We start from the raw sequence: 22,696 nt of genomic DNA, 5'->3' as shown, positions 1-22,696 counted from the left end.
TTACAGGCTCACCCGAGAGTGGGCGTCCTTGACGACAAACCGCCCCTGGAACACGGCCACGGGTTGATTGTTTGGCTCCGTGGTGGGAACGCCGCAAAACACCTCGGCGGTGAGGTCCAGACGCCCTTTGCCATGTCGCGCCAGACTCTTCCGGAATTTGGCCGGAATCTCGCCCCCGGGTAACCGGCAAATCACATAGAAGTCCTGCTCAACCGGCTCCAGATAATCAATCGTGCCGCTCTGCACGACCACGGCACCCCTGAGCCCAAGGTCCGCCAGCGCCAGCTCTGTGAGCCCCCAGGCTGCGGTAACCGCCGCAGAGTAGACACTGCCCCCGAAGCCGGTTCCCTGGTGATTGCGATTCTGTTCCAGGGGCGCGCTAAGAAGCAGCGCGTGACCGTCCCAGGATATCAACTGGATTCCCAACGCTTTGGACAGCGGAATTTCTTCATTGATGCGTTTCTGGAAAAGCGCCAACTGGGTCATATCATCCTCCTGATTACCCTCCAGTTTAGGCCTCTCCCTTGTGTTTCCCTATGCGACTTATGTCGGCTTCAGACAGCAACAGGCCCGGCGGTGCCGGGCCTGTTTATCATCTGCGAATCGACGGCCAGTTTTACTGCCAGATAACCGCCTGACGCTGCGCGTACCAGTTATCCACCTTCTCCTGATAGGCGTCTTCCACCACATTGCGCTTGAGCTTGAGGGTCGGCGTCAGGAAGCTGTTCTCGATGGACCACTCATCGCTCACTACCGTGATAAAGGCAAGCTGCTCGTGAGGATCGACTGTCTTGTTTACCTCCTGGATCAGGTTCTTGAAGCTGGCTTCAAGCTCCTTGCGGAAGGTTTCATCGGCCGTCTTCGGACGAATTTCCTCGCCGAGCATGACCAGCGCGTGAGGCTGGGTCTGGTTGGCACCCGACACGCAAACCATCTCAATGGCGTCGTGGGACATGAGGCGATTCTCAATCGGCGCCGGCGCAATGTACTTGCCCTTGCTGGTCTTGAAGATCTCCTTGATTCGGCCTGTCAGCTTGAGGCGACCCATCTCGTCAATCTCACCCTTATCGCCAGTTTTCAGGAAACCGTCTTCGGTAAAGGCCTCGCGGGTTTTCTCCTCGTCCTTGTAATACCCCATCATGGTCGCCGGACTCTTGACCAGGACCTCGCCCTGCTCGCTGATCCTCACCTCCACGCCCGGGAGCGCTTCACCAACATAACCGGTCCGTGAACGACCCGGCTTGTTCATGTGGGAGTATGCAAAGTTCTCGGACATGCCGTACCCCTCCAGCAGTTCCAGCCCGAGGTTGCGATACCAGTCCAGAACATCGCTCGATAGCGGCGCAGAGCCACTGCCTGCGAGCTTGACCTTGCTCAGACCCAGGCCCTTCAGAATCTTCTTCTTGATCAGCTTGTTGACCACCGGAATCTTCATCAACCGTTCCAGCTTCTGCTTCGGCAGTTTCTGAAGCACACCATGCTGGAATTTCACCCACAGGCGCGGAACAGAAAGGAACAGGGTCGGCTGCGCCCGCTGCAGGTCCTGGACAAAGGTGTCCAGAGACTCGGCAAAATACAGCTCGAAGCCGGTATAAAGCGAGCCCAGCTCGACAAACGTACGCTCGAATACATGGGCCAGCGGCAGGTACGACAGCATACGCTCTTCCGAACCGACGCCCAGCACCTGGGTTCCGCCAGCGGCGGCGAAGGCCATGTTACGGAAGCTCAGCATCACGCCTTTCGGCCGACCGGTACTCCCGGAGGTATACACAATGGTCGCCAGTTCGTCAGGATCCCGCTGCACCTGCCCTTCCAGCGGCGGGTACTTGGCCACGATGTCATCCCAGGTTTCGAAATCGTTGGGCGGACTGAGGGGATAGGATATGCATCGGACAGACTCCGGCACACCGCCTTTCATCATGTCCCAGTCGTCGAGTTTACCCACGAACAGGACATCGCATTCGGCATGATTGAGGATGTAATTAACGGTATCTGAATTCAGGGTTGGATAGAGCGGGACGGAAATGTGACCGGCCATCCAGATGGCCCAGTCGGTCATGATCCATTGCGCACAGTTTTTGGAAATCAGGCCAATCCGGCTTTTTTCCGGCAGGTTAAGCGATTTGAGATAGGCAGCCACGCGCCGTGCCTCGTCAACCGCCCTGCCCCACGTGTATTCCACGACCTTGCCATCGCCGATGGGCTGGGTCATGTAAAGGGAGTTCGCCTTGGTGGTTTCCCAATGGTAAACCATGTCCAGCGGAAGCTTGTTAGTTGTGTCCATGAATCTTCCTTGCATTCGTTATTCGAATTATTCGGTCTTATTATTAGACTTTCGTAGGGTATTTCAACACACTATCGGCAGTCAAAATGTGACACAAGCAAAACTATTCCACTTCTCAACTTTCCCGGGCGACGAACGCGTCTCAGCCAACAATCCTACCCCGAATCCCCCGGGCCTGTGGTAAACTTGCGCCCCTTCGTATTTCTGAACGTCGAATACTCATCAAAACCAGACACTGACTCGGAGACAGGCACATGGCCAAGAGAACTCTGCGCACCCTGATTGGTGCAACACTGCTGGCAGCGGCGGGCCTGGGACAGGCTCAGGAAGTACGCACGGTTGCTATCACGCAGATCGTCGAACATCCGGCACTGGATGCGGTTTACCAGGGCGTGAAAGACGAACTTGCCGAGCAGGGCTATACGGAAGGTGAGAACCTGACCGTCATGCACGAAAGCGCTCAGGGAAATTCCGCCATTGCCTCTCAGATCGCCCGGAAATTTGTCGGCGAAAGCCCCGACGTGATCGTAGCCATTGCAACGCCGTCTGCCCAGACCGTTGCGGCCGCTGCCCGAAACATCCCGGTCATTTTCTCAGCCGTGACTGACCCGGTTGGCGCAAAGCTGGTATCCAGTCTCGAGGCGCCGGGTGCGAACATTTCCGGCGTCAGCGACATGCTGCCCATCAAGAAACACCTCGACATGCTTCAGCGGGTCATGCCCGATGCCAAACGCATCGGCACGGTGTACAACCCCGGCGAAGCCAATGCCGTATCCCTCGTCAATCTGCTTGAGGAGCAACTGGCAGCCCGCGATATGAAGCTGGTCAAGGCCGCGGCCACCAAGACTTCCGAAGTGCTGGGCGCCTCCCGCTCACTGGTGGGGGAAGTAGACGCGATCTACCTGACCACGGACAACACCGTAATCAGTGCCGCAGAGGCTGTTATTTCAGTGGGTGAGCGCGCCGGTATACCTGTTTTTGCAGCGGACACCGCCACCGTTGGGCGCGGGGCCGTCGCAGCGCTCGGTTTCGACTACTACAATCACGGCCGCCAGACCGGCGCGATGGTTGCCAGGGTATTGAGCGGAACCAATCCCGGCGACATGCCCGTGGAAACCATGGACACTCTGGATCTGTTTGTGAACCCGGCCGCAGCCAAGCGCATGGGCATCACCCTCTCTGAGGACCTGATCGAAGACGCCAAAGAAGTCGTCAAAAGCGACAAGTAACGCCTGACCAAGACGGGCGGACCCCACAAGGGCCCGCCCGTTTTCTTTCACAGTGAATATTACCCATGCTCAGTGAAATCGCATTTTATGGCGCCATTGAAACTGGCCTGATCTACGGCCTGGTTGCCTTTGGCATTTACATCTCTTTCAGGGTGCTGGACTTCCCGGATCTGACCGTTGACGGCAGCTTCCCGCTGGGTGCGGCCGTCGCTGCCGTGCTGATCATTGGCGGCTGGAACCCCTGGATTGCGACCGGTGCTGCCGTTCTTGCCGGCATGGCCGCAGGCGCGGTCACTGCGCTGCTCAACGTGAAGCTGAAGATTCTCAATCTGCTGGCCTCAATTCTCACCATGATCGCGCTCTACTCCGTGAACCTGCGCATCATGGGCCGGCCAAATGTCGCGCTGCTCACCGAAGAGACGGTGCTCACTCCCTGGTACAATCTGGATCTGGCGTACCATCAGGTACCGGTCCTGCTGTTCATTGTTGTCGCCGTCGTGGCCCTGATCCTGCTGTGGCGCTTCATGAAATCTGAAACCGGTCTAGCCATGCGGGCCACCGGCGCCAACCCCCGAATGGCAAGAGCCCAGGGCATTGCGACGGGAGCCATGATCGTGCTCGGCGTCGCCCTGTCCAACGGCCTTGTTGGCCTGGCCGGCGCGCTGTTTGCCCAGAGCCAGGGTGCAGCCGACGTGACCATGGGTGTTGGCGTCATCGTGATTGGCCTCGCCTCCCTGATCGGGGGCGAGGCCGTGATCACGCCGTCGACCGTGGTGCGCGCCCTGCTCGCCTGCGTATTTGGCGCCATCATTTATCGGCTTGCCATTGCATTCGCCCTGAACGCCGATGTTCTGGGGCTCCAGGCACAGGACCTGAACCTGATCACCGCGGTATTGGTGACCCTGGCAATTGTCCTTCCCGGCGTTCGCAGTTCCGTGATCGGCAAGTTCACCCGCAGCAAGGCCTGAGGAGGCGACATGATCAGTGCAAGCGATCTTCGACTGACCTTTGGCAAGGGAACGCCTCTGGAGAACCCCGCACTCCGGGGCATGAGCCTGACGGTTAACCAGGGTGAATTCGTTACCGTCATTGGCAGTAATGGTGCCGGCAAGTCTACCTTCCTGAACGCCCTCTCGGGTGAGGTTCTGGTGGACAGTGGTGAGATCATCGTCGACAACGTCGATGTCACCAAACTACCGACCCACAAACGCGCGGGCCGTGTCGCCAGGGTATTCCAGGACCCTCTGGCCGGAACCTGCGAGGCCCTGTCCATTGAGGAAAACCTGGCACTGGCCATCAAACGAGGCCAGCGCCGCGGCCTGAGTGCGGCGGTCAAGCGGCAGTACCTGGACCAGTTTCGCGAGAGCCTGGCCTCACTGAAGCTGGGTCTGGAAAGCCGTTTGGGTGACAAGATGGGGCTACTCTCCGGCGGCCAACGCCAGGCCGTCAGCCTACTGATGGCGAGCCTGACGCCATCGAGCATCCTGCTCCTGGATGAACATACTGCCGCTCTCGACCCGAAAACTGCGGCATTTGTACTGGAATTGACTACCCAGATCATCGAAGAACAGAAACTGACGGCGCTGATGGTTACCCACAGCATGAAACAGGCTCTGGAAGTCGGTAGCCGCACCGTCATGCTCCACCAGGGTCAGGTGGTGTTCGATATTGCTGGCAAGGAACGGGAAGGTCTCGAGGTAAAGGATCTGCTCGGGTTGTTCGAGAAACAGCGTGGCTTGGAAGTGGACGACGACAGTCTACTGTTGGGCTAAGCCAGCAATACCCAATAAAAAGCGGGGCGAAGCCCCGCTTTTTATTGCACTTGATTGAAGCTCGATCAGTGACCGTAGATTCGCATCGCAGTGTTGCTTATCGCCAGGTTATCCAGTGCAAGGGAGCCAATCGATGTGCCGCCCACAATCACACCACCAATGCGAATATCCGCCTCGAAGGTGTTCAGATCCACCGCAAGACTATCCACACCAGCGCTGTTAGGCGCCTTATAGATATCCATATCCACTCTGGCAAAAAGATCCAGCGCCCGGGGCGCCCTCAGGTCATACCCGGAACCGGTCAGCTCAAAATCCCGAATTCCAAGGGCCAGAAATGGTACGTCGAAATCCATATCATCGATAGCAATGTCGGTGATGAAATTGAGTTCGTCGGTTGCTGTATCGACTGAAATCGTCCCCGAACCGATCAGCGCATCCATCCTGAAGTTATCCATGATTGTGGTGCTGTCCGTCTGACTGACCAGATTCCAGGCTCCAGTTCTCACGCCCAGATCGATGAAAGCAAGATCCTGTGGCTGGAAATTGATAATGGCGTCCCCATCAGACATGACATCAATATCAATGCGTATATTATCCAGCAAGGTGTTCGCTGCTCGACCTGTCAGATTCAAACGCATTTCGGAGAACAGATCGGTTCGGTTGGTGCCGCCGACGAAAATGTCATTGATCTCCAACGAGCCTTCATCAGTATAGATGAAGCGATCGATATTCAGTTTGGTTTCAAGTTCGATGGTGACACCGGCCTGACCGGTGATATTTCCCATCACGGAATCATCCAGCATCTGGATCTCCGCCATGGCTGCAGGTTGGACACCTGCAACGCACAGCGCTAGCAAGGTAGGTTTCAGGCCTTTCATCGTTCGTTCCTTTTATATTAGTTATCACTTCCTGTGGGCCACTGCATTGTTCGACACCACCCCCATACTCTAGCGACACGTTGTCTCGGGGTACGTGCAGGTGTCACAAATTGGTTGCTGTTTACAACCATATGAGGGCTAATCCGGATATTTTTTGAACACAACATGTAGTGTTCATGAATAGTCACGGGCAAGCTCTCGATTTACAGAGATTTTCAGACTTGCAACCAGCAGTCGATTGATTTTCTTTGCGCCATCCCTTCAATCAATAGTTGCGTTCTTGTTCACATACCACTATATCCTGTTATACTTTTCGAAAAATAAGCCTATATATAGGGTCAAAGACTTCCAAGGTCACTCGCCGCCAGGCGAAGCCCAAAACGGCTTCAAGCCAGGCCGACAACAACGATCCAAAGAAAGAACCGGAATATCCGGGTGCGTTAAAGCTTCCCAAGCTGCCACCACATGTAGTGGTCATCAACGCGCCGGGAGTCAAGACCGGGCATTAGGAAATTCAAGGGGTGCAGCGCTGTCATTAGGGATGGCGCTGTCAAAAGAAGACATACTGGGAATACCGAGGGTGGCAATGAACGCGAAGGCACAGGCAGTGGTTACTACAATTCCGATGCAGGAAGCTTCGCTCGACATCTGGAACAGCAAATATCAGCTGAAAACCAAGACTGGCGAGCCCGTCGACAAGGACATCAACGCTACGTACGAACGCGTAGCCAAGGCCCTGTCTGAAGTCGAAAACAAGTCCGTGCGCAACAAGCACATGAAGGACTTTATCTGGGCTTTGCAGCACGGCGCAATCCCCGCCGGCCGCATTACCTCGAATGCTGGAGCCGAAGCGCACAAGCCGGCAACCTCCACCATTAACTGCACCGTTTCCGGCACCGTTCAAGACTCCATGAACGACATCCTGGAAAAGAACCACGAAGCCGGCCTGACCCTCAAAGCCGGTTGCGGCATTGGTTATGAATTCTCTACCCTGCGCCCGAAGGGAGCCTACGTCGCCGGCGCCGGTGCCACCACCTCGGGCCCGCTGTCGTTCATGGATATCTTCGACCGCATGTGCTTCACCGTGTCCTCTGCCGGTGGTCGCCGCGGTGCCCAGATGGCCACCTTCGACGTGCACCATCCCGACGTAATTGACTTCATCCAGGCCAAGCGTGAAGACGGTCGCCTGCGCCAGTTCAACCTGTCGCTGCTGATCACCGAAGACTTCATCGAAGCCGTACGCAACGGGGACGACTGGCACCTGTCTTTCCCTGTTACCCAGAAGGAAGTTGAAGACGAAGAGCTTGACCTGAGCGATGAAAGCCAGTTCGTCTACCGTGACTTCCCGGTGCAGAAGGGCTACGTAATTAACGATGAGGGCAAAGTGGCCTGCCGCATCTACCGTACCCTGAAAGCCCAGTTCATCTGGGACACCATCATGACCAGCACCTATGACTACGCAGAGCCGGGCTTCATCCTGATCGACAAGGTCAACCAGATGAACAATAACTGGTTCTGTGAGGACATCCGCGCCACCAACCCCTGCGGCGAGCAACCCCTGCCCCCTTACGGCAGCTGTCTGCTGGGTTCCGTGAACCTGACCATGTTCGTGGATTACCCGTTCACCGACAAGGCCAGCTTCAACTACGAGAAGTACCGCAAAGTCGTGGCCATCTTCACCCGCATGCTCGATAACGTAGTGGAGATTAATGGCCTGCCCCTCGAAGAACAGCGCCATGAAATCACCTACAAGCGCCGACACGGCATGGGTATCCTGGGCCTGGGATCTACCCTCGCGATGCTGCGCATGCCTTATGGTTCTGAACAATCCGTTCAGTTTACCGAGGATGTCGTTCGCGAAATGGCGGTTGAAGGCTGGCGTCAGTCCCTGGCTCTCGCCGAAGAAAAAGGCGTAGCACCGATCATGGACGACGAGTTCGAGGTCACCCCGAAGATGCTGGGCAAATGCCCGCAGCTGTCCAAAGATGGCTACAAACTCGGCGACAAGCTCAAGGGCCGCGTACTGCACGCCAAGTACAGCAAGTACATGCAGCAGATTGCCGCCGTGGATCCGAAACTGGTAGAAGAGCTGGCGGAGAAAGGTGGACGCTTCACCCACCATACTTCCATTGCGCCAACCGGCACCATCAGCCTGTCACTGGCCAATAACGCCAGCAACGGCATCGAGCCGAGTTTCTCGCACCACTACGCCCGCAACATTATCCGGGAAGGCCGGAAGACCAAGGAAAAAGTTGACGTCTTCTCATTCGAGCTGCTGGCCTACCGCCATCTGGTCAATCCGGGCGCCATGCCGTTCTCCGATGATGAAGACAAGAAACTGCCGTCCTACTTCACCACATCGGACGATGTGACACCGGCACAGCATGTAGACATCCAGGCAGCCGCCCAGAAATGGGTAGATTCCTCGATTTCCAAAACGGCCAATGTTCCTACAGACTTTGATTACCGCGATTTCAAGGGTATTTACCTGTACGCCTACGACAAGGGGCTGAAGGGGTGCACCACGTTCCGCTTCAACCCGGAGGCGTTCCAGGGTGTACTGGTGAAGGAGAAAGATCTGGAGAACACGTTGTACGAGTTCACTCTGGACGACGGCAGCAAGGTGACGCTGAAGGGTAACGAACAGGTCGAGTACGATGGCGAAATCCACAACGCTGCCAACCTGTTTGACGCGCTCAAAGAAGGCACTTACGGCAAGTATTGATCCGGGAACCCGACACAGGACAACGAACATGACAGTCAAGATCAGCAACAAAATCGTCGGCTACCGCGTAAAGAAAGCCGACCCGGAAGCCACCTCGGAAGCAGCAGTGGCACCGAAGCCGGAAAACACACCCGTTCAGATGAACGAATACATCGAACGGCCCGATTTCCTGCTGGGCACCACCTACAAAATCAAGCCACCGGTGGCCGAGCACGCGATGTACATCACCATCAACGACATCCTGCTCAATGAAGGTACCGACCACGAAAGTCGGCAACCGTATGAAGTGTTCATCAATTCCAAATCGATGGAACACTTCCAGTGGGTGATCGCCCTCACCCGCGTCATCTCCGCCGTTTTCCGCAAGGGTGGCGACGTTACTTTTCTGGTGGAAGAGCTTCGCTCGGTCTATGACCCGAATGGCGGCTACTTCAAGAAAGGTGGCGTGTTCATGCCCTCGCTGGTTGCCGAAATTGGCGCGGTGATTGAGAAGCACCTGAAGGCCATCGGTCTGTTGGAAAGTGAGGAAATGAGCGAAACCACCAAGCGCATCCTCGCCGAAAAGCGTGCCGAGTTCGAAGCCAGCCACACCACGGCGACGAATGACGACAAGGCCAGCGATTACCCGGCCAATGCCACCATGTGCGGCAAGTGCAGCACCAAGGCGGTGATCGTGATGGACGGCTGCGCAACCTGTCTCTCCTGCGGCGACAGTAAGTGCGGCTGAACCTGATCGACGACTGAATCAAGAGCCCGGAGTGAGAACTCCGGGCTTTTTTGTTTGTGGCGATAACTCGGATTCCGCAGTTTCATTGGTGTCCGGTTAATCAATTAGTCCCGCTCTGAAGGACCAGTTTGTCGGCTGACCTTCTTCGCCGCTCAGGTGCGCGACCAAACGTCTACAATGATTGCAATGGGTTATCCCGTGAAGGAAAAGGACTGCATGGTCAAAGTCGCGATTGTCACAGGTGCCAGCCGCGGCATCGGTGCTGCCACCGCAAGGCAGTTGTCGGCCCGGGGCTACGCGCTTTGTATCAACTACCTTTCCAGCCAGACACTGGCCGAGGCTCTGGTGTCCGAGATCATTGGCGCTGGCGGTCAGGCCTTCGCCTGCCGGGGCGATGTCAGCAACGAGCAGGATGTGATCGCCCTCTTTGATGCCACTGAACAGGCCTACGGGCCGGTAACCGCGCTGGTGAACAACGTTGGCATCCTGTTTACCCAGTCCACGCTGGCCGATATGGAGGTAGAACGATTCAGCAAAGTGATGGCGACGAATGTAACCGGCTGCTTTCTGTGTTCCAGGGAGGCCATGCGACGGATGACCGACGGTGGCTCCATTGTGAACGTCTCCTCCCTGGCCTCGAAAACCGGCTCGCCTTTTGAATATATTGATTACGCAGCTTCGAAAGGCGCCGTGGATACCCTGACCAAGGGGTTGTCCGTGGAAGCGGCCACCCGTGGCATTCGGGTGAATGCCGTGCGGCCGGGGTTCATTCACACCGATATTCACGCCACGGGCGGCGAACCTGGTCGCGTGGAACGACTGGCACCGGGCATTCCCCTGAAACGTGGAGGCACTTCGGAAGAGGTCGCCAACGCAATTTGCTGGCTTTTATCGGATGAAGCATCCTATGTGACCGGATCATTTATCGATGTAGCCGGGGGACGATAAAGGGAACCGAATCGGATGAAAACCATTGGCCTGCTGGGCGGTATGAGCTGGGAATCTTCCCAGAGCTATTACCGAAGTATCAATCAACAAGTAAGAGCGCGACTTGGCGGCCTGCACTCCGCAAAAGTCATTTTATACAGCGTCGATTTCGCAGAGATCGAGGCACTTCAGCACCAGGGAAACTGGGATAGGATGGCAGAGATCCTCTCCGCGGCCGCCCGTTCACTTGAATGCGCAGGCGCGGATTTTCTGGTCATTGGCACGAACACCATGCACAAGGTGGCTCCGCAGATCGAAGGGTCGATACACATGCCGCTTCTCCATATCGCGGATGCAACAGCCAGGGTTTTACAGCGGGACGGAGTTACCCGGGTCGGCCTCCTCGGCACCCGGTTTACGATGGAGCAGGAATTTTACCAGGAACGCCTGGAAAAGGCGGACATTGAGGTTCTGATACCGGATGAGGTCCAGCGCGAAAGGGTTCACCAGGTCATTTACCAGGAATTATGCCAGGGCACGATCCGTTCCTCCTCCAGGACAAGTTACCTGGAAATCGTGGAATCCCTGTCCGCACGGGGCGCCCAAGCCGTCATTCTTGGATGTACCGAGATCGGCCTGCTGATTCAGCAATCGGATACGCCCGTTCCGCTTTACGACACCACGGTCATCCACGCCGAACAGGCGGTGGAGGAGGCCCTTCGGGCGTCACCAAATTAGGCCAGCCGGACGCCATTGAATGCACGCTCAGAGGTTCTGTTCCATACTGCCCTGCAACCGATTCTTTGCCGAGGGGCAGCGCCGCCAATGAGAACAATCGAGGACTTTCTGAAGCGCAGGTACTGGGGTTGGGGAAACCAGGCCAGCCCGGTTCCCACCCCAATGGTCGATGCTTTCACCACGTTCCTGGAGCAATATAGTGGAATCTGTGCCAGCCCTCCTCTGGAATTGCCAGACACTCAAGCCATTGAGCTTCCTGAGCCAAGATTTGTGCTTCCAGCGGCATTCGCCGAATGGCTGACCAGCGACAAGGAAATTCGTCTTCACCATTGCTTTGGCAAATCTTTCCGGGATTCCTGGCGAGCGACACACCTGCAGTTTGACAACCCTCCGGATTACGTTGCCTTTCCTGGCACCGACGGGCAACTGGCCGAGCTGTTCCGGTTCGCCAAACAGGAAGGGATTCATGTAATTCCCTATGGGGGCGGATCAAGTGTGGTAGGTGGAATTGAGCCTCCACCGAGGGATCAGAGCAACGGCGTGATCTCCGTAAACATGCTGAACTTCAACCAGGTACTGGAGGTAGACGAGGTTTCTCGATGTGCCCGCATCCAGGCCGGCACCTATGGCCCCGACCTCGAACGGCAGCTGAAGCCTTTTGGCCTGACCCTGAGGCATTTTCCCCAAAGCTTTGAATTCTCGACACTCGGGGGATGGATCGCCACCCGCGCGGGCGGGCACTACGCGACGCAATACACTCACATCGACGAGTTTGTTGAATCGATCCGCCTGGTCACTCCCGAAGGTACCATGCAAACCCGCCGCCTACCCGGCAGTGGTGCCGGCCCCAGCGAGGAACGACTAATCCTCGGCTCCGAGGGAACCCTGGGAATCATTACGGAAGCCTGGGTGCGCTTGCAGGCCATTCCACAGTACAAGGCCGCGACCACCATCGGATTCACCGACTACTCCCAGGGCGTGGAAGCCTGTCGACAGATAAGTCAGTCAGGCCTGCAGCCCAGCAATGCGCGCTACATCGGCAGGCAGGAAGCCATGTTCATGGGACTGGGTGATGGCAGCAAGGACATCCTGATCCTCGGATTTGAATCCAATGCATTTCCGGTGACAGACAGGCTGAAACAGGCAATATCACTGGCTCTTGAGTGTGGCGGTACAGACCTGTCACCACAGACCGGGAACCCCGATGCGAAGCAACGTGACACGGGCGCCGATAACTGGAAACAGGCGTTCATCACCGTGCCTTACCTGCGTGACGAACTGGTTCGCCGGGGCCTGATCGTCGAGACGTTGGAAACGGCAATCACCTGGGATAGGTTTGACCGGTTCCACCAGCGACTCCTTACCACTGCCAATGCGGCCATCCGGGACCAGTGCGGTAAAGGGTTTATTACCTGCCGCTTCACGCACCTTTATCCCGACGGACCCGCGCCCTACTACACCATCATGGCCCAGGGGAACGGCAAGGACGACCTGAAACGCTGGGATGCCATCAAGCGCGCGGTATCCGACGCTTTGATCGAGGAAGGCGGGACCATCACCCACCATCACGCCGTCGGACGGGACCACAAAATGCATTATCTCAGGCAGGCATCGCCTCTGTTTGTTTCGATGCTACGTAGCGCAAAAGGCTCCGTGGATCCCGACCATCTCCTCAACCCGGGCATTTTATTTGACTGATCGGGCGGGCAGTTCAGGTTCTGCCGCAAGTGCCCTGACCCGCTCAAAGTCCTCCTCACTGAACACGCCGTTCACGCCCGAGATGGCCGCGAGTTTCATACCGTGCCGAAGACCCAGCTTGTAGATTTCACGGACTTTTTCCCATTCGATGTCCCGGCCCAGGGTAAAATTCTCGAACCGACCTTCGAGGGCCAGTACGATCGTCTCCGCAAGGCACGCGTACGCAATGCCTCGTGGTAAGCCAATATCTTTCATATGAACATCGCCGGGAAGCTGGATCTCGCCGGATTCAATCACCAGGACATCCGGACGCTTCGCCACATCTTCAGCCGGGATGTCCAGCGGGCGCGCCACATCCGTAATTACGCATCCGGGTTTTACTTTCATGATATCCAGAATCCGTTTTCCGGCCCCGGAGGTGGCGGTAACAATCATGTCCATATCCGCCACATCCCGATCCGCAGAGCCCGCTACGTGTACCACGGCTCCCGGCGTCTCCTGCTCAATGCTCTCCTTCAATGCCAGCAACTTGGCTGGCTCAGGCGCAGCCAGATAGATTTCATCCACGGCCTTGGCCAACAGCCGGGCGCAAACAGAGCCAATGGCCCCCGTTGCTCCTACCACCATCGCTTTACCCGCCATTTTCCCACTCGGGCCAATGTGCACCCGGCCAATCCGTTTAACGGCGTCATGGGCGGCCCAGAGAGCCCCCGAGGCGCTGTAGCTGTTACCCGTGGTTATCGGTAACGGCGCGCGCTTGGCCACGGTAATTCCGGCATCACCCACGACCTTGGTGAAGGCCCCCAGCCCCATCACCTGAGCACCGAGTTTTTTCGCGAGCCGGGCGGCTGCGAGCAGTCGACTGTAGGTAAACTCTGGACCATGAGCCATGATTTCCCGGGGCGTCCCGCCAACCGTGATCAGCCAGCCCTCAACTTCGTCACCGGTTGGCGAGTGGATCCCGGAGACCTTGGAGTAAAGGAACGGCGGCGCATAGGCCACGGCTTTTTCAACCAGATTCATCACCAGGGGTGGCGAAATGTTTGCAATCCAGTCCAGCGGCGGAGTTTTCGTCAGATACTGCTGCGACAACGGGTGAATAACAAAGGCAAACCGGTTTACCCGGCGATAACCGTTCGGGTAAAGAATCCTGGGTTCGATTCCCAGGTTCTGGATGACATCGAGGTAGTCGTCGGGCCCCAACTGCTCAGGTGTTCGCGCCAGCGCCGCACTGATCATTGCTTCCATGACGTTCATCCCCACGGGCCGGCCCTCCAGCCAGGGGCTGTAATCCACCACCATCGCCACCCGGCGGGAGCGCAGCCAGTCCAGGGCAGTCTCCGTCACCCGGGAGGTGATAACGGTTTTGCCATCCAGCTGCTTCTGACTGAAATGTTCAAGATCGCCGATGGCGGCTACGATGACGTGCGCACTTTCAATCGCCTGATGGAGAGAGCCCTTAACCAGGCCTTCTCCCAGACGGTAAAGTGGATTACGCATTATTGTCTCCACGGCCTTGACCGCCGTGGGCCGAAACATCAACGGCGCGGTAATCGAGGTATAGGTCTCGAGCTGCTTCAGGGACGTGAGCATGCGGGGCACGCCAAAATCGTTATACGGATCGGCAAAAAATAGATTGTCCGTATGTTCTGACAATGATTTGGCTATTCGATAACTGGCCTGGCCGTTCATGAATAGCACCCGGGCATTGTCGAAGAAATGCCCTAGCTCAGACTGCGTGTGGCGAACAGCCCATTCCTGCAGGATGCCCCTGAGCCCTGCACCGGTCGTTACCGGCCGATCCGGTACCCAAGCTTCAAGTCTCGCTGTGTCCGGGTGCTGAAGTTTTTCCCGCCCAACCTCATAGTGATCATGAACCATGCTCAAACCGATCGCATCGGCTTGTTCACGAACCGATTCAAGTATCGATTCCGCCCGGGAGAGATTACCGTCGGCCCCCAGCCGGATAATACGGAAAGACTGTCCGAGAAACTCCGTTTCCAGATCGTAATCGTATTCGGAGGATCCCTGGCTGACGCTCACAACCGTCTTCATGGCTCATCCCTGTTCGGTGAGTGTTGTTATCCTTTTCAGCGTAAATCACACAAACCTTTTCCGCCTTAGCACAGGTCAAAGTTCAGCCATTCATTCAGGGTCTACACTGTACAGAGCCATCTTCCACAAGCCGTCAAACCGAAACCCGATATGGAGGAGCCAACATGAGCATTCAGGGTGAACTCGCTGCAACCATTGAGGATCTTATCCAGCCGGGTCAGGGAATTCTTGCCGCCGATGAGAGCCACCCCACCATTGCCAAACGGTTTACCGCAGTGGGCGTTGAATCCAGCGAAGAAAAACGCCGGGAATATCGAAGCCTGATCCTGTCCGCGCCCGGGCTCGGGGAATTCATCAGCGGCGTCATACTGTTCGAAGAAACTCTGGGCCAGAACAGCCTGGACGACATCCCGATCCCGCAATTACTGGAGAACCAGCGTATTGTCCCGGGTATCAAAGTGGATAAGGGCAAGAAACCGTTGATCAATGCACCGGGTGATGAAATCACCTTCGGACTGGATGGTCTGGATGATCGGCTGGAAATCTTCAAGAACCGGGGTGCGCGGTTCGCCAAGTGGCGGGATGTTTTCCATATCTCGGACACGCTACCTTCCCGGCAGGCTATGGAAGCCAACGCTGAGGTGCTGGCACGCTATGCCGCGCTCTGCCAGTCCATGGGAATTGTTCCGATTGTCGAGCCGGAAGTGCTGATCGACGGCGGCCACAGCATCGACCGGTGCGCAGAAGTCAGCAAAACGGTACTGAGGGAGGTCTTTATTGCACTCGCCCGGCACAGAGTCCAGTTGGAGCACATGATCCTGAAACCCAGCATGGTGACACCCGGGAAAGAGTCCGCCAAGGCAACGCCCGAAGAGGTTGCTGAAGCGACAATTTCGGTGTTCAGACAGGTGGTCCCGGCGGCGGTGCCAGGAATCAATTTCCTGTCTGGTGGCCAGACTCCGGAGGAGGCAACGCTGAATCTGAATGCAATGAACTGCCTTGGTAACCAACCCTGGGCGCTGAGCTTTTCCTACGGTCGGGCGCTACAGGAACCGGCCCAGAAAGCCTGGGCAGGTAGACTGGAGAACGGTCCTGCGGCCCAGGAGGCAATCCTGAAACGGGCGCGACTCAACGGCGCCGCCCGCGCTGGCACCTACAGTCCCGAGATGGAAGCGTGACTAGTCACAGCCCTCTGTGCAGTTTGCATCACTGTCAAACGACATGGTTTGGCCGCTCAGTGGCACGTACACAGGTACTTTGACCAAATCCCGGAACAGTGAGGTGCGCGTACCCTGTTTCAGCTCTCCCCCCGCCGTCGCTGGCTCGTTGGCGTGAGAGGCAATGACCGCCTTTGGTTCGATCAGATCGTTAATGACATAGGCGGCCTCTTTGGGACCGGTGGTGTAGGTGTCGCCGATATTCATGACCACCAGTTGGGCACCGTAGTGGTCTTTAACCACCAGTTCCTGCTCGGCGGTGATGCCGGTGTCCCCAGACAGGTAAACCACCAGGCCATTGGAAAAGGTCAGGACATAACCGGTGGGCGGTCCAACGCTGGCGCCCACACCCGCCTGCTTCAAATGCTCTGCCAGCGGCCCGGTAAGGAAACCGGGGGATACGCCATTGCTATGCACCGCAGGCACCGTGGTAATCGCCACGCCGCCCAGTTCACGTTCGGCACCAAAACGCACCAGCATGGAATTGGCAGCGTCACCGCCAGCCGCCTTCAATTTGGCCGCGAAGAACGCGGGCATTTCACTCCCGGTGACAATCTTGGCCTGCTTCTTCACCGCAATATCAACGCTGTTGGATTGTGGCAGAGTCGACACCGAGGTATCCGGTGAGGCGCAGGTTCCCGCGTTGGTCTTGGCGATGCGCTGATCACCGACATGATCCCCGTGCATGTGCGAGACCAGGATCACGTTGATATTACCGAGCCGCGGATCGTCCGGTCCGGCTACGGTGCGCCCGGCATCGTACAAAATCCGGGTGCCGTTGGGATCTTCAAAGACCAGTGCCCGGTCGCGGCTGCAGAATTCGCCATCGTGACTACCGAGCGGCGTTACCTTGACGTTACCCTCTGCGGCACCGGCACTTGAGACCAGTCCCATCGCCAGCAAACACCCACCGGCGACCCATGCAGGTGCCCATTGTTTCGTTCGTTCGAACATCGCTCGTTCCTCCCGGATGATTTCGCCTTCATAACGTACTTCGTTACGAATACATCGGCATTCTGTACCAGTGTAGTTGGTAATCAGGGAGCACCAGCGGAAGGGATTGCGGGCGAAAATGGATGCGTCAGGCCGCCCGCTCCTGACCGTTTTCGACGGGTGGCACTTCCTCGAGACTGGCCAGCATGGGGGCCACTTCGCGGATCTTGCGGGCCTTCGGCCAGACCCCTTCCGCTTCCGGAAAACCCTGACGAAGGAAATTCATCCACTGCTTGATGCGGCCGGTCACATAACGGTCCTCGAGCCAGCCCTGCAGCACTTCGGCGTATTCCCGGACCAGAGCTACCGCTTCCGGCCAGGTCATATCGGCAATCTCCTCACCCCGCTGACTGGCTTTGATCTTGCGGGCCAGGTCCGGGCGCGCGATCAGGCCACGCCCGATCATCACATCGGCGCAGCCGGAGACCTCGCGGCAGCGCCAGTAATCGGCCACCGTCCATATCTCGCCATTGGCAATAACATGGGCGGAGACCGCCTCGCGCACCTTGGCAATTTCCTCCCAGTATGCCGGCGGCTTGTATCCGTCTACCTTGCTACGGGCATGTATCACAATCTCCGACGCTCCGGCCGCCTCAAGAGCCTGGCCACAGGCAACCCCCATGGACCGATCGTCGTAGCCCAGGCGCATCTTGGCTGTCACCGGAATATGGTCCGGCACAGCCTTGCGCACTGCAGCAGTGATGCCGTGCATCAGTTCCGGCTCACGCATCAGCACGCAGCCACCCTTGTGCCGATTGACCGTCTTGGCCGGACAGCCAAAGTTGATATCCACCTGGGTCGCACCCAATTCCACTGCCCGGGCCCCATGCCGCCCCATCTGCTCCGGGTCAGACCCCAGAAGCTGAACGGCCACAGGCGTGCCCACTTCGGTCAGTGACCGGTTGTGTAGCTCTGGTGCGTACTTGTAGAAAACACGGGGGGGCAACATGCCATGAGTCACGCGAACAAACTCAGTGACACACCGGTCGATGCCGCCGACTTTCGTCAGGGTTTCGCGTATGGGTGCGTCAACCAGCCCTTCCATCGGGGCAAGGATTATTCGCATGTCGGCTCCGGGAGTGGTTAAAGATTAAGCGGGCCGGCATTGTAGTCAGTTTCTGAGGCAGATTGAAGCGCAAGGTTTCGGCCTTGCGGCGAAGTTACTGAGAGATGGCGTAGTTCACACAATAATCCGCCAGCACCTTGCTCTGTTTTTTCCACTGCTCAGACCAGGATCTCATCCACGGGGACATCACACAACTCCTTCGCTGAAGTGCATATCCCTAAGATAGTTGAGAAAACGGGTTGATGATAAATCAAAGAAAGAAAATACGTTTTAAGCTATTGGCTATCACAACCGTTCAATGGAGGCGAACTTGCCCTGATTGTCGAAAACAATGCGGAAGGAGCCGCGCACACCGTCGCGGAGATAGAAGCGGGACAGAATACGGGCCGGGAAACGGACTGAGCGTCCGTCCCGGGCCGTGGTGTGAACATCTCTGGCAACGCCCTGATAGAGTTTGAGCCACTCATCAGGGCTGATGCTCAGATCCACGATGATCTGCTGCATAGAGCTTAGTTGGCCAGTTCCAGCAACAGACGGTTCAGACGGGTCACATAGGCACCCGGATCCTGCAGTTGCTCGCCACTGGCCAGGGTGGCCTGATCAAGCAGTACTGCAGAGAGCTCGCCGAAGCGCTCTTCGCCCTTTTCGTTTTCCAGGCGCTGGACCAACGGGTGGTCCACGTTGATTTCAAAGATCGGCTTGCTGTCGGGAACCTTCTGGCCAGCCGCTTCCATGATCTTCTTCATCTGGGCACCCATGTCAAAGTCCCCGACAACCAGACAGGCTGGCGAATCGGTCAGACGGTTGGTAACCCGAACCTCCTGAACGCGATCATCCAGGGCGGTCTTGATACGCTCCAGCAGTTCCTTGTGCTCCTCGGCCGCCTCTTCCTTGTGCTTCTTGTCCTCTTCAGTTTCCACTTCGCCGAGATCCAGGTCACCGCGCGCGACGTCCTGGAACTGCTTGCCGTCGTACTCGTTCAGGTACCCCATCATCCACTCGTCGATACGATCCGAGAGAATCAGGACCTCAATACCCTTCTTGCGGAAAACTTCCAGGTGCGGGCTGCTCTTGGCCGCCATGAAGTTATCGGCCGTAATGTAGTAGATCTTCTTCTGACCGTCTTTCATCCGCTCGATGTACTGGTCCAGCGATACGTTCTGGGTGCTTTCCCCAGTGTGGGTGGACGCAAACCGCAGCAAGCCGGCAATCTTTTCGCGATTGCTGAAGTCTTCAGCCGGACCTTCTTTCAGCACGGTTCCGAACTCGCCCCAGAACTTCTGGTACTGGTCCGGGTCTTTCTTGGCCAGTTTGGACAGCATGTCCAGCACCCGCTTGGTCAGCGCGGAGCGAATACTTTCCACCGTGCTGTCATTCTGGAGAATTTCACGGGAGACGTTCAGGGACAGATCGTTTGAATCGATCACACCCTTGGCAAACCGCAGGTACAGCGGCAGGAACTGCTCGGCATCGTCCATAATGAAAACCCGCTGCACATAGAGCTTCAGACCACGCGGTGCTTCCCGGTTGTAAAGATCGAACGGAGCACGGGCCGGAATGTACAGGAGACTGGTGTAATCAAGCTTGCCTTCCACCTTGTTGTGGGACCAGGTCAGCGGATCCTCAAAGTCGTGGGCAATATGCTTGTAGAACTCCTTGTACTCTTCGTCCTTGATCTCGGTACGCGGCAGGGTCCAGAGAGCGGTAGCGTCGTTGACGGTTTCGTCTTTGCCCTTCTCTTCCTCGTCCTCGGATTCGGATTTCATGACCACCGGGAAGGAAATGTGATCCGAGTATTTCTTCACAAGATTGCGCAACCGGAAGCCGTCGGCAAATTCGGTGGCATCCTTTTTCAGGTGGATCACAATCTCGGTGCCGCGATTTTCCCGATTAACCTGCTCGATGGAAAATTCGCCGTCGCCTTTGGACTCCCAATGCACGCCCTCTTCCGCCGGAGCGCCTGCACGGCGAGTGAAGACATCAACCTTGTCGGCCACAATAAAGGAAGAGTAGAAACCAACACCGAACTGACCAATCAGTTTGCTGTCCTTCTTCTCGTCCCCGGAGAGCTGCTTGAGGAATTCCGCGGTACCTGAACGAGCAATGGTGCCGAGATTCTGGACGACGTCGTCGCGGGTCATGCCGATGCCGTTGTCCGTCAGCGTGATGGTGTTCGCCTCTTTGTCGTAGTCCAACCGGATTTTCAGCTCCGGATCGCCCTCGTACAGACTGTCGTCCTTCAAGGCGGCAAAGCGCAGTTTGTCCTCGGCGTCCGAGGCGTTCGAAATCAGCTCACGAAGGAAGATTTCCTTGTTGGAATAGAGGGAGTGGATCATCAGGTGAAGCAGCTGCTTCACTTCGGTCTGAAAACCCAGGGTCTCTTTTTGCGACTCAACCGTCATGGCGTCTAAATCTCCTGATTTTAACTCACAGTTCAGAGAAGGAAGTGCAGAGGTTTTTCCAAAACCGAGCGGAGCCGTGTCTGGCAGAGCCGAGCGCACAAGGGCGTATTCGCAGCGAGTTTCAGCAAAACCTCTGTGCTTGCTTCAGCACGGATTTTTTGTCTTGCTGCAAAAGTGGGGGCGTGCCAGAGCTTTTCAAGCCCCGGCCGCGTGGGGAAATCAGTCTTCCATGAGAAAGTGGGCGCGCGCCGTGGCAATAGGCTGGGAACGGGATTTCTGCCACGCGGTGACCATGACATTGGCAACACGATTGCCCTGGCGGGTGAGACGGCATTCTGCGTAGGTTTCGCGGTTCAGGCCGGCCCGCAGGTAATCCAGCGAAAAATCCACGATGCGGGGCATACGCATGCTGTCCTGTGACATCATCAGGTAGATCGCAGCCGACAGTTCCATAAATCCACCGATCACACCACCATGTATCGCCGGCAGAATCGGGTTACCCAGGTTTTCCTCCTTTTTCGGCAGGCGGAAGATCAGGTCATCGCCAAACTGGTCACACTCCAGCCCGATGAAGGTGGCGTACGGAATGCTTTGCAGCAGGCGGGAAAAATCGCCGGATTCCCGCGTGTAGCGGTAGATTTCGGGATCGGTCATTCGCCACCTCCGGTGATCAGATCACGGTAGTGCTTGGGCGAGGCCTCCTTTCCGATACGCATGAAGGTGCCGACGCAGTTGGCGATGGTCTCCCCACCTTTCTGGTAGGCCTCGCAGCGGGTGAAGATGATATTGCGGGTGACCTTGTAGGTTTCCGCTCGGGCATAGACCGGCTTGTGGGGCTCTGCCGGTCGCATGTAATCCACCCGAAGGTCCAGTGTCGGGCATAGCTCGAAGTCATCCAGCGCGCAGAGAATGACCGACCCTGACGCCGTGTCCATGAGCGTGGTGATCGCGCCACCGTGGATGACGCCGGTATCGGGGTTCCCGATGATCCGGTCGCTATAGGGCAGGCACAGGGTGAGGCTCCCTTCCCTGGCCTCGATTACCGACAGGCCCAACTCCTGGGCCTGCTTGAGGGTATCAATGAACCGGGTAACCCGGTTTAGGCGGATAGCATCGTTCATTCAGGACAAACCTGTGAGTCAAGAATTGGACTTTTCATTTTTCTCGGACTTACCCGGCACCGGTTCCTCGAACACTTTGCCCGAGCGCAACGCAAAGAGCGCGTCGGAGCAGAATTCCCGCCGATAAAGAACAACCACGACCAGTGTAGAGGCGGCCATAAAGACAACCGGATGGATGAACCAGCCGACCACGGCAAGGGCGTAGTAGTATGACCGCAATCCGAGGTTGAAGGCATCGCCTGCAAGATTACAGACATTCCCGGCGCTGCGGGCAAACGCCTCGCGACCAGCCGGGCTGGTTTTGGTGTCATCCGGTGGTGGAGCGCTGCCGACCATCACCGACACGAAATTGTACATCCGCATGGACCAGGTGAACTTGAAGAAGGCGTAAATGAAGACCACCAGCAAGACCACCATCCTCAGTTCCCAGACTTCGCGGCTCGGTAGGGTACCGAACGGCATGGTGCTGAACACCTCCATAACTTCCTGGGTATAACCGAGGGCGGTGATGATACCGGCCAGGATCAGCAAACAGCTGGAGGCAAAAAACGCCCCGTTGCGCTCCAGGTTACCGACCACCGAGGCGTCGGCAATGCGGTTTTCGCGCCGAAGCATCACGCGCATCCAGTCCTCCCGATACAGATCGAGGGTATTGGAAAGACACGGCCGATCTCCGGCCCGGCGCTTGGAGTAATGGCTGTAGCCCAGCCAACAGAGCAGAAACCAGAGTAATGCGATCAGTTCGAGGAAATTACTCATGTAACGCCTTAGAGCCAGAATTCGGAGTGAAACGTCGAGGGAACAGATACTTATAATACGCTAAGGTCGGTGGCGTCACCACAACCAGGGGGATTTCCAGCCAAC

Annotated in this window: 20 protein-coding genes; 9 read left to right on the top strand and 11 right to left on the bottom strand. The window is 57.0% G+C overall.

Going from position 1 to position 22,696, the window contains the following annotated elements; all coding sequences use genetic code 11:
• Positions 1-486, bottom strand: a complete 486-nt coding sequence (locus tag K0B93_RS01025) for a thioesterase domain-containing protein (RefSeq protein ID WP_219865414.1) — start codon at positions 484-486, stop codon at positions 1-3.
• Between the two features lie 130 nt (positions 487-616).
• Complete coding sequence (locus tag K0B93_RS01020; RefSeq protein ID WP_219865413.1) at positions 617-2,284, bottom strand: AMP-binding protein; 1,668 nt, start codon at positions 2,282-2,284, stop codon at positions 617-619.
• Between the two features lie 254 nt (positions 2,285-2,538).
• Between K0B93_RS01020 and K0B93_RS01015 the strand changes: the two genes are divergently transcribed.
• From K0B93_RS01015 to K0B93_RS01005, 3 genes are all read left to right on the top strand, one after another.
• Complete coding sequence (locus K0B93_RS01015) at positions 2,539-3,513, top strand: ABC transporter substrate-binding protein (RefSeq protein ID WP_219865412.1); 975 nt, start codon at positions 2,539-2,541, stop codon at positions 3,511-3,513.
• 65 nt (positions 3,514-3,578) lie between these two features.
• Positions 3,579-4,481: an ABC transporter permease gene (locus K0B93_RS01010; RefSeq protein WP_219865411.1), complete on the top strand. Its 903-nt coding sequence runs from the start codon at positions 3,579-3,581 to the stop codon at positions 4,479-4,481.
• Between the two features lie 9 nt (positions 4,482-4,490).
• The gene (locus tag K0B93_RS01005) at positions 4,491-5,285 is read left to right on the top strand and encodes an ABC transporter ATP-binding protein (protein ID WP_219865410.1); all 795 of its coding nucleotides are present in this window, start codon (positions 4,491-4,493) and stop codon (positions 5,283-5,285) included.
• A 65-nt stretch (positions 5,286-5,350) separates the two neighbouring features.
• On the opposite strand, the gene K0B93_RS01000 is transcribed toward K0B93_RS01005, so the two are convergent.
• Positions 5,351-6,163 carry a DUF6160 family protein gene (locus K0B93_RS01000; protein WP_219865409.1) on the bottom strand — a complete coding sequence of 271 codons (813 nt, stop codon included), beginning with the start codon at positions 6,161-6,163 and terminating at the stop codon, positions 5,351-5,353.
• A gap of 586 nt (positions 6,164-6,749) precedes the next feature.
• On the opposite strand from K0B93_RS01000, the gene K0B93_RS00995 reads away from it, so the two are divergent.
• The 5 genes from K0B93_RS00995 (at position 6,750) to K0B93_RS00975 (ending at position 12,978) form a co-directional block, all read left to right on the top strand.
• Positions 6,750-8,888 carry an adenosylcobalamin-dependent ribonucleoside-diphosphate reductase gene (locus K0B93_RS00995; protein WP_219865408.1) on the top strand — a complete coding sequence of 713 codons (2,139 nt, stop codon included), beginning with the start codon at positions 6,750-6,752 and terminating at the stop codon, positions 8,886-8,888.
• A gap of 28 nt (positions 8,889-8,916) precedes the next feature.
• Complete coding sequence (locus tag K0B93_RS00990) at positions 8,917-9,615, top strand: NrdJb (protein WP_219865407.1); 699 nt, start codon at positions 8,917-8,919, stop codon at positions 9,613-9,615.
• Between the two features lie 216 nt (positions 9,616-9,831).
• Positions 9,832-10,563 (top strand): SDR family oxidoreductase, encoded by a 732-nt coding sequence (locus K0B93_RS00985; RefSeq protein WP_219865406.1) that lies wholly within the window; start codon positions 9,832-9,834, stop codon positions 10,561-10,563.
• Positions 10,564-10,578: 15 nt separating this feature from the next.
• The gene (locus K0B93_RS00980; RefSeq protein WP_219865405.1) at positions 10,579-11,280 is read left to right on the top strand and encodes an aspartate/glutamate racemase family protein; all 702 of its coding nucleotides are present in this window, start codon (positions 10,579-10,581) and stop codon (positions 11,278-11,280) included.
• Between the two features lie 87 nt (positions 11,281-11,367).
• Positions 11,368-12,978 carry an FAD-binding oxidoreductase gene (locus K0B93_RS00975; RefSeq protein WP_219865404.1) on the top strand — a complete coding sequence of 537 codons (1,611 nt, stop codon included), beginning with the start codon at positions 11,368-11,370 and terminating at the stop codon, positions 12,976-12,978.
• Here the strand turns inward: K0B93_RS00975 and K0B93_RS00970 are convergent.
• Positions 12,967-15,033 (bottom strand): dehydrogenase, encoded by a 2,067-nt coding sequence (locus tag K0B93_RS00970; RefSeq protein ID WP_219865403.1) that lies wholly within the window; start codon positions 15,031-15,033, stop codon positions 12,967-12,969. The genes K0B93_RS00975 and K0B93_RS00970 overlap by 12 nt on opposite strands.
• Positions 15,034-15,197: 164 nt before the next feature.
• Between K0B93_RS00970 and K0B93_RS00965 the strand changes: the two genes are divergently transcribed.
• Complete coding sequence (locus tag K0B93_RS00965) at positions 15,198-16,211, top strand: class I fructose-bisphosphate aldolase (protein ID WP_219865402.1); 1,014 nt, start codon at positions 15,198-15,200, stop codon at positions 16,209-16,211.
• On the opposite strand, the gene K0B93_RS00960 is transcribed toward K0B93_RS00965, so the two are convergent.
• From K0B93_RS00960 to K0B93_RS00930, 7 genes are all read right to left on the bottom strand, one after another.
• Positions 16,212-17,144 (bottom strand): MBL fold metallo-hydrolase, encoded by a 933-nt coding sequence (locus K0B93_RS00960; protein ID WP_228743227.1) that lies wholly within the window; start codon positions 17,142-17,144, stop codon positions 16,212-16,214.
• Between the two features lie 187 nt (positions 17,145-17,331).
• Positions 17,332-18,309: a tRNA dihydrouridine synthase gene (locus K0B93_RS00955; protein WP_219865400.1), complete on the bottom strand. Its 978-nt coding sequence runs from the start codon at positions 18,307-18,309 to the stop codon at positions 17,332-17,334.
• A gap of 285 nt (positions 18,310-18,594) precedes the next feature.
• Positions 18,595-18,813, bottom strand: coding sequence for a DUF2835 domain-containing protein (locus K0B93_RS00950; protein ID WP_219865399.1), 219 nt, complete (start codon positions 18,811-18,813; stop codon positions 18,595-18,597).
• 5 nt (positions 18,814-18,818) lie between these two features.
• Positions 18,819-20,711, bottom strand: a complete 1,893-nt coding sequence (htpG, locus tag K0B93_RS00945; RefSeq protein ID WP_219865398.1) for a molecular chaperone HtpG — start codon at positions 20,709-20,711, stop codon at positions 18,819-18,821.
• Positions 20,712-20,930: 219 nt separating this feature from the next.
• Entirely contained in the window at positions 20,931-21,365 is a 435-nt protein-coding gene (locus K0B93_RS00940) for a PaaI family thioesterase (RefSeq protein ID WP_219865397.1), read from the bottom strand.
• Positions 21,362-21,832 (bottom strand): PaaI family thioesterase, encoded by a 471-nt coding sequence (locus tag K0B93_RS00935; RefSeq protein ID WP_219865396.1) that lies wholly within the window; start codon positions 21,830-21,832, stop codon positions 21,362-21,364. Before K0B93_RS00935 ends, K0B93_RS00940 begins: the two co-directional genes overlap by 4 nt.
• 18 nt (positions 21,833-21,850) lie before the next feature.
• The gene (locus K0B93_RS00930; RefSeq protein WP_219865395.1) at positions 21,851-22,591 is read right to left on the bottom strand and encodes a DUF599 domain-containing protein; all 741 of its coding nucleotides are present in this window, start codon (positions 22,589-22,591) and stop codon (positions 21,851-21,853) included.
• Positions 22,592-22,696: the final 105 nt, after the last annotated feature.

The sequence above is a fragment of the Marinobacter sp. F4218 genome (genome assembly GCF_019443085.1).
Lineage (GTDB): Bacteria > Pseudomonadota > Gammaproteobacteria > Pseudomonadales > Oleiphilaceae > Marinobacter > Marinobacter albus.
This window is presented reverse-complemented; position numbering and strand designations above follow the sequence as displayed.

Bases quoted from the DNA above. Each gene is read 5' to 3' on its own strand.
- K0B93_RS01025 (WP_219865414.1), bottom strand. From the start codon at position 486: ATGACCCAGTTGGCGCTTTTCCAGAAACGCATCAATGAAGAAATTCCG.
- K0B93_RS01020 (WP_219865413.1), bottom strand. From the start codon at position 2,284: ATGGACACAACTAACAAGCTTCCGCTGGACATGGTTTACCATTGGGAA.
- K0B93_RS01015 (WP_219865412.1), top strand. From the start codon at position 2,539: ATGGCCAAGAGAACTCTGCGCACCCTGATTGGTGCAACACTGCTGGCA.
- K0B93_RS01010 (WP_219865411.1), top strand. From the start codon at position 3,579: ATGCTCAGTGAAATCGCATTTTATGGCGCCATTGAAACTGGCCTGATC.
- K0B93_RS01005 (WP_219865410.1), top strand. From the start codon at position 4,491: ATGATCAGTGCAAGCGATCTTCGACTGACCTTTGGCAAGGGAACGCCT.
- K0B93_RS01000 (WP_219865409.1), bottom strand. From the start codon at position 6,163: ATGAAAGGCCTGAAACCTACCTTGCTAGCGCTGTGCGTTGCAGGTGTC.
- K0B93_RS00995 (WP_219865408.1), top strand. From the start codon at position 6,750: ATGAACGCGAAGGCACAGGCAGTGGTTACTACAATTCCGATGCAGGAA.
- K0B93_RS00990 (WP_219865407.1), top strand. From the start codon at position 8,917: ATGACAGTCAAGATCAGCAACAAAATCGTCGGCTACCGCGTAAAGAAA.
- K0B93_RS00985 (WP_219865406.1), top strand. From the start codon at position 9,832: ATGGTCAAAGTCGCGATTGTCACAGGTGCCAGCCGCGGCATCGGTGCT.
- K0B93_RS00980 (WP_219865405.1), top strand. From the start codon at position 10,579: ATGAAAACCATTGGCCTGCTGGGCGGTATGAGCTGGGAATCTTCCCAG.
- K0B93_RS00975 (WP_219865404.1), top strand. From the start codon at position 11,368: ATGAGAACAATCGAGGACTTTCTGAAGCGCAGGTACTGGGGTTGGGGA.
- K0B93_RS00970 (WP_219865403.1), bottom strand. From the start codon at position 15,033: ATGAAGACGGTTGTGAGCGTCAGCCAGGGATCCTCCGAATACGATTAC.
- K0B93_RS00965 (WP_219865402.1), top strand. From the start codon at position 15,198: ATGAGCATTCAGGGTGAACTCGCTGCAACCATTGAGGATCTTATCCAG.
- K0B93_RS00960 (WP_228743227.1), bottom strand. From the start codon at position 17,144: ATGGGACTGGTCTCAAGTGCCGGTGCCGCAGAGGGTAACGTCAAGGTA.
- K0B93_RS00955 (WP_219865400.1), bottom strand. From the start codon at position 18,309: ATGCGAATAATCCTTGCCCCGATGGAAGGGCTGGTTGACGCACCCATA.
- K0B93_RS00950 (WP_219865399.1), bottom strand. From the start codon at position 18,813: ATGCAGCAGATCATCGTGGATCTGAGCATCAGCCCTGATGAGTGGCTC.
- htpG (WP_219865398.1), bottom strand. From the start codon at position 20,711: ATGACGGTTGAGTCGCAAAAAGAGACCCTGGGTTTTCAGACCGAAGTG.
- K0B93_RS00940 (WP_219865397.1), bottom strand. From the start codon at position 21,365: ATGACCGATCCCGAAATCTACCGCTACACGCGGGAATCCGGCGATTTT.
- K0B93_RS00935 (WP_219865396.1), bottom strand. From the start codon at position 21,832: ATGAACGATGCTATCCGCCTAAACCGGGTTACCCGGTTCATTGATACC.
- K0B93_RS00930 (WP_219865395.1), bottom strand. From the start codon at position 22,591: ATGAGTAATTTCCTCGAACTGATCGCATTACTCTGGTTTCTGCTCTGT.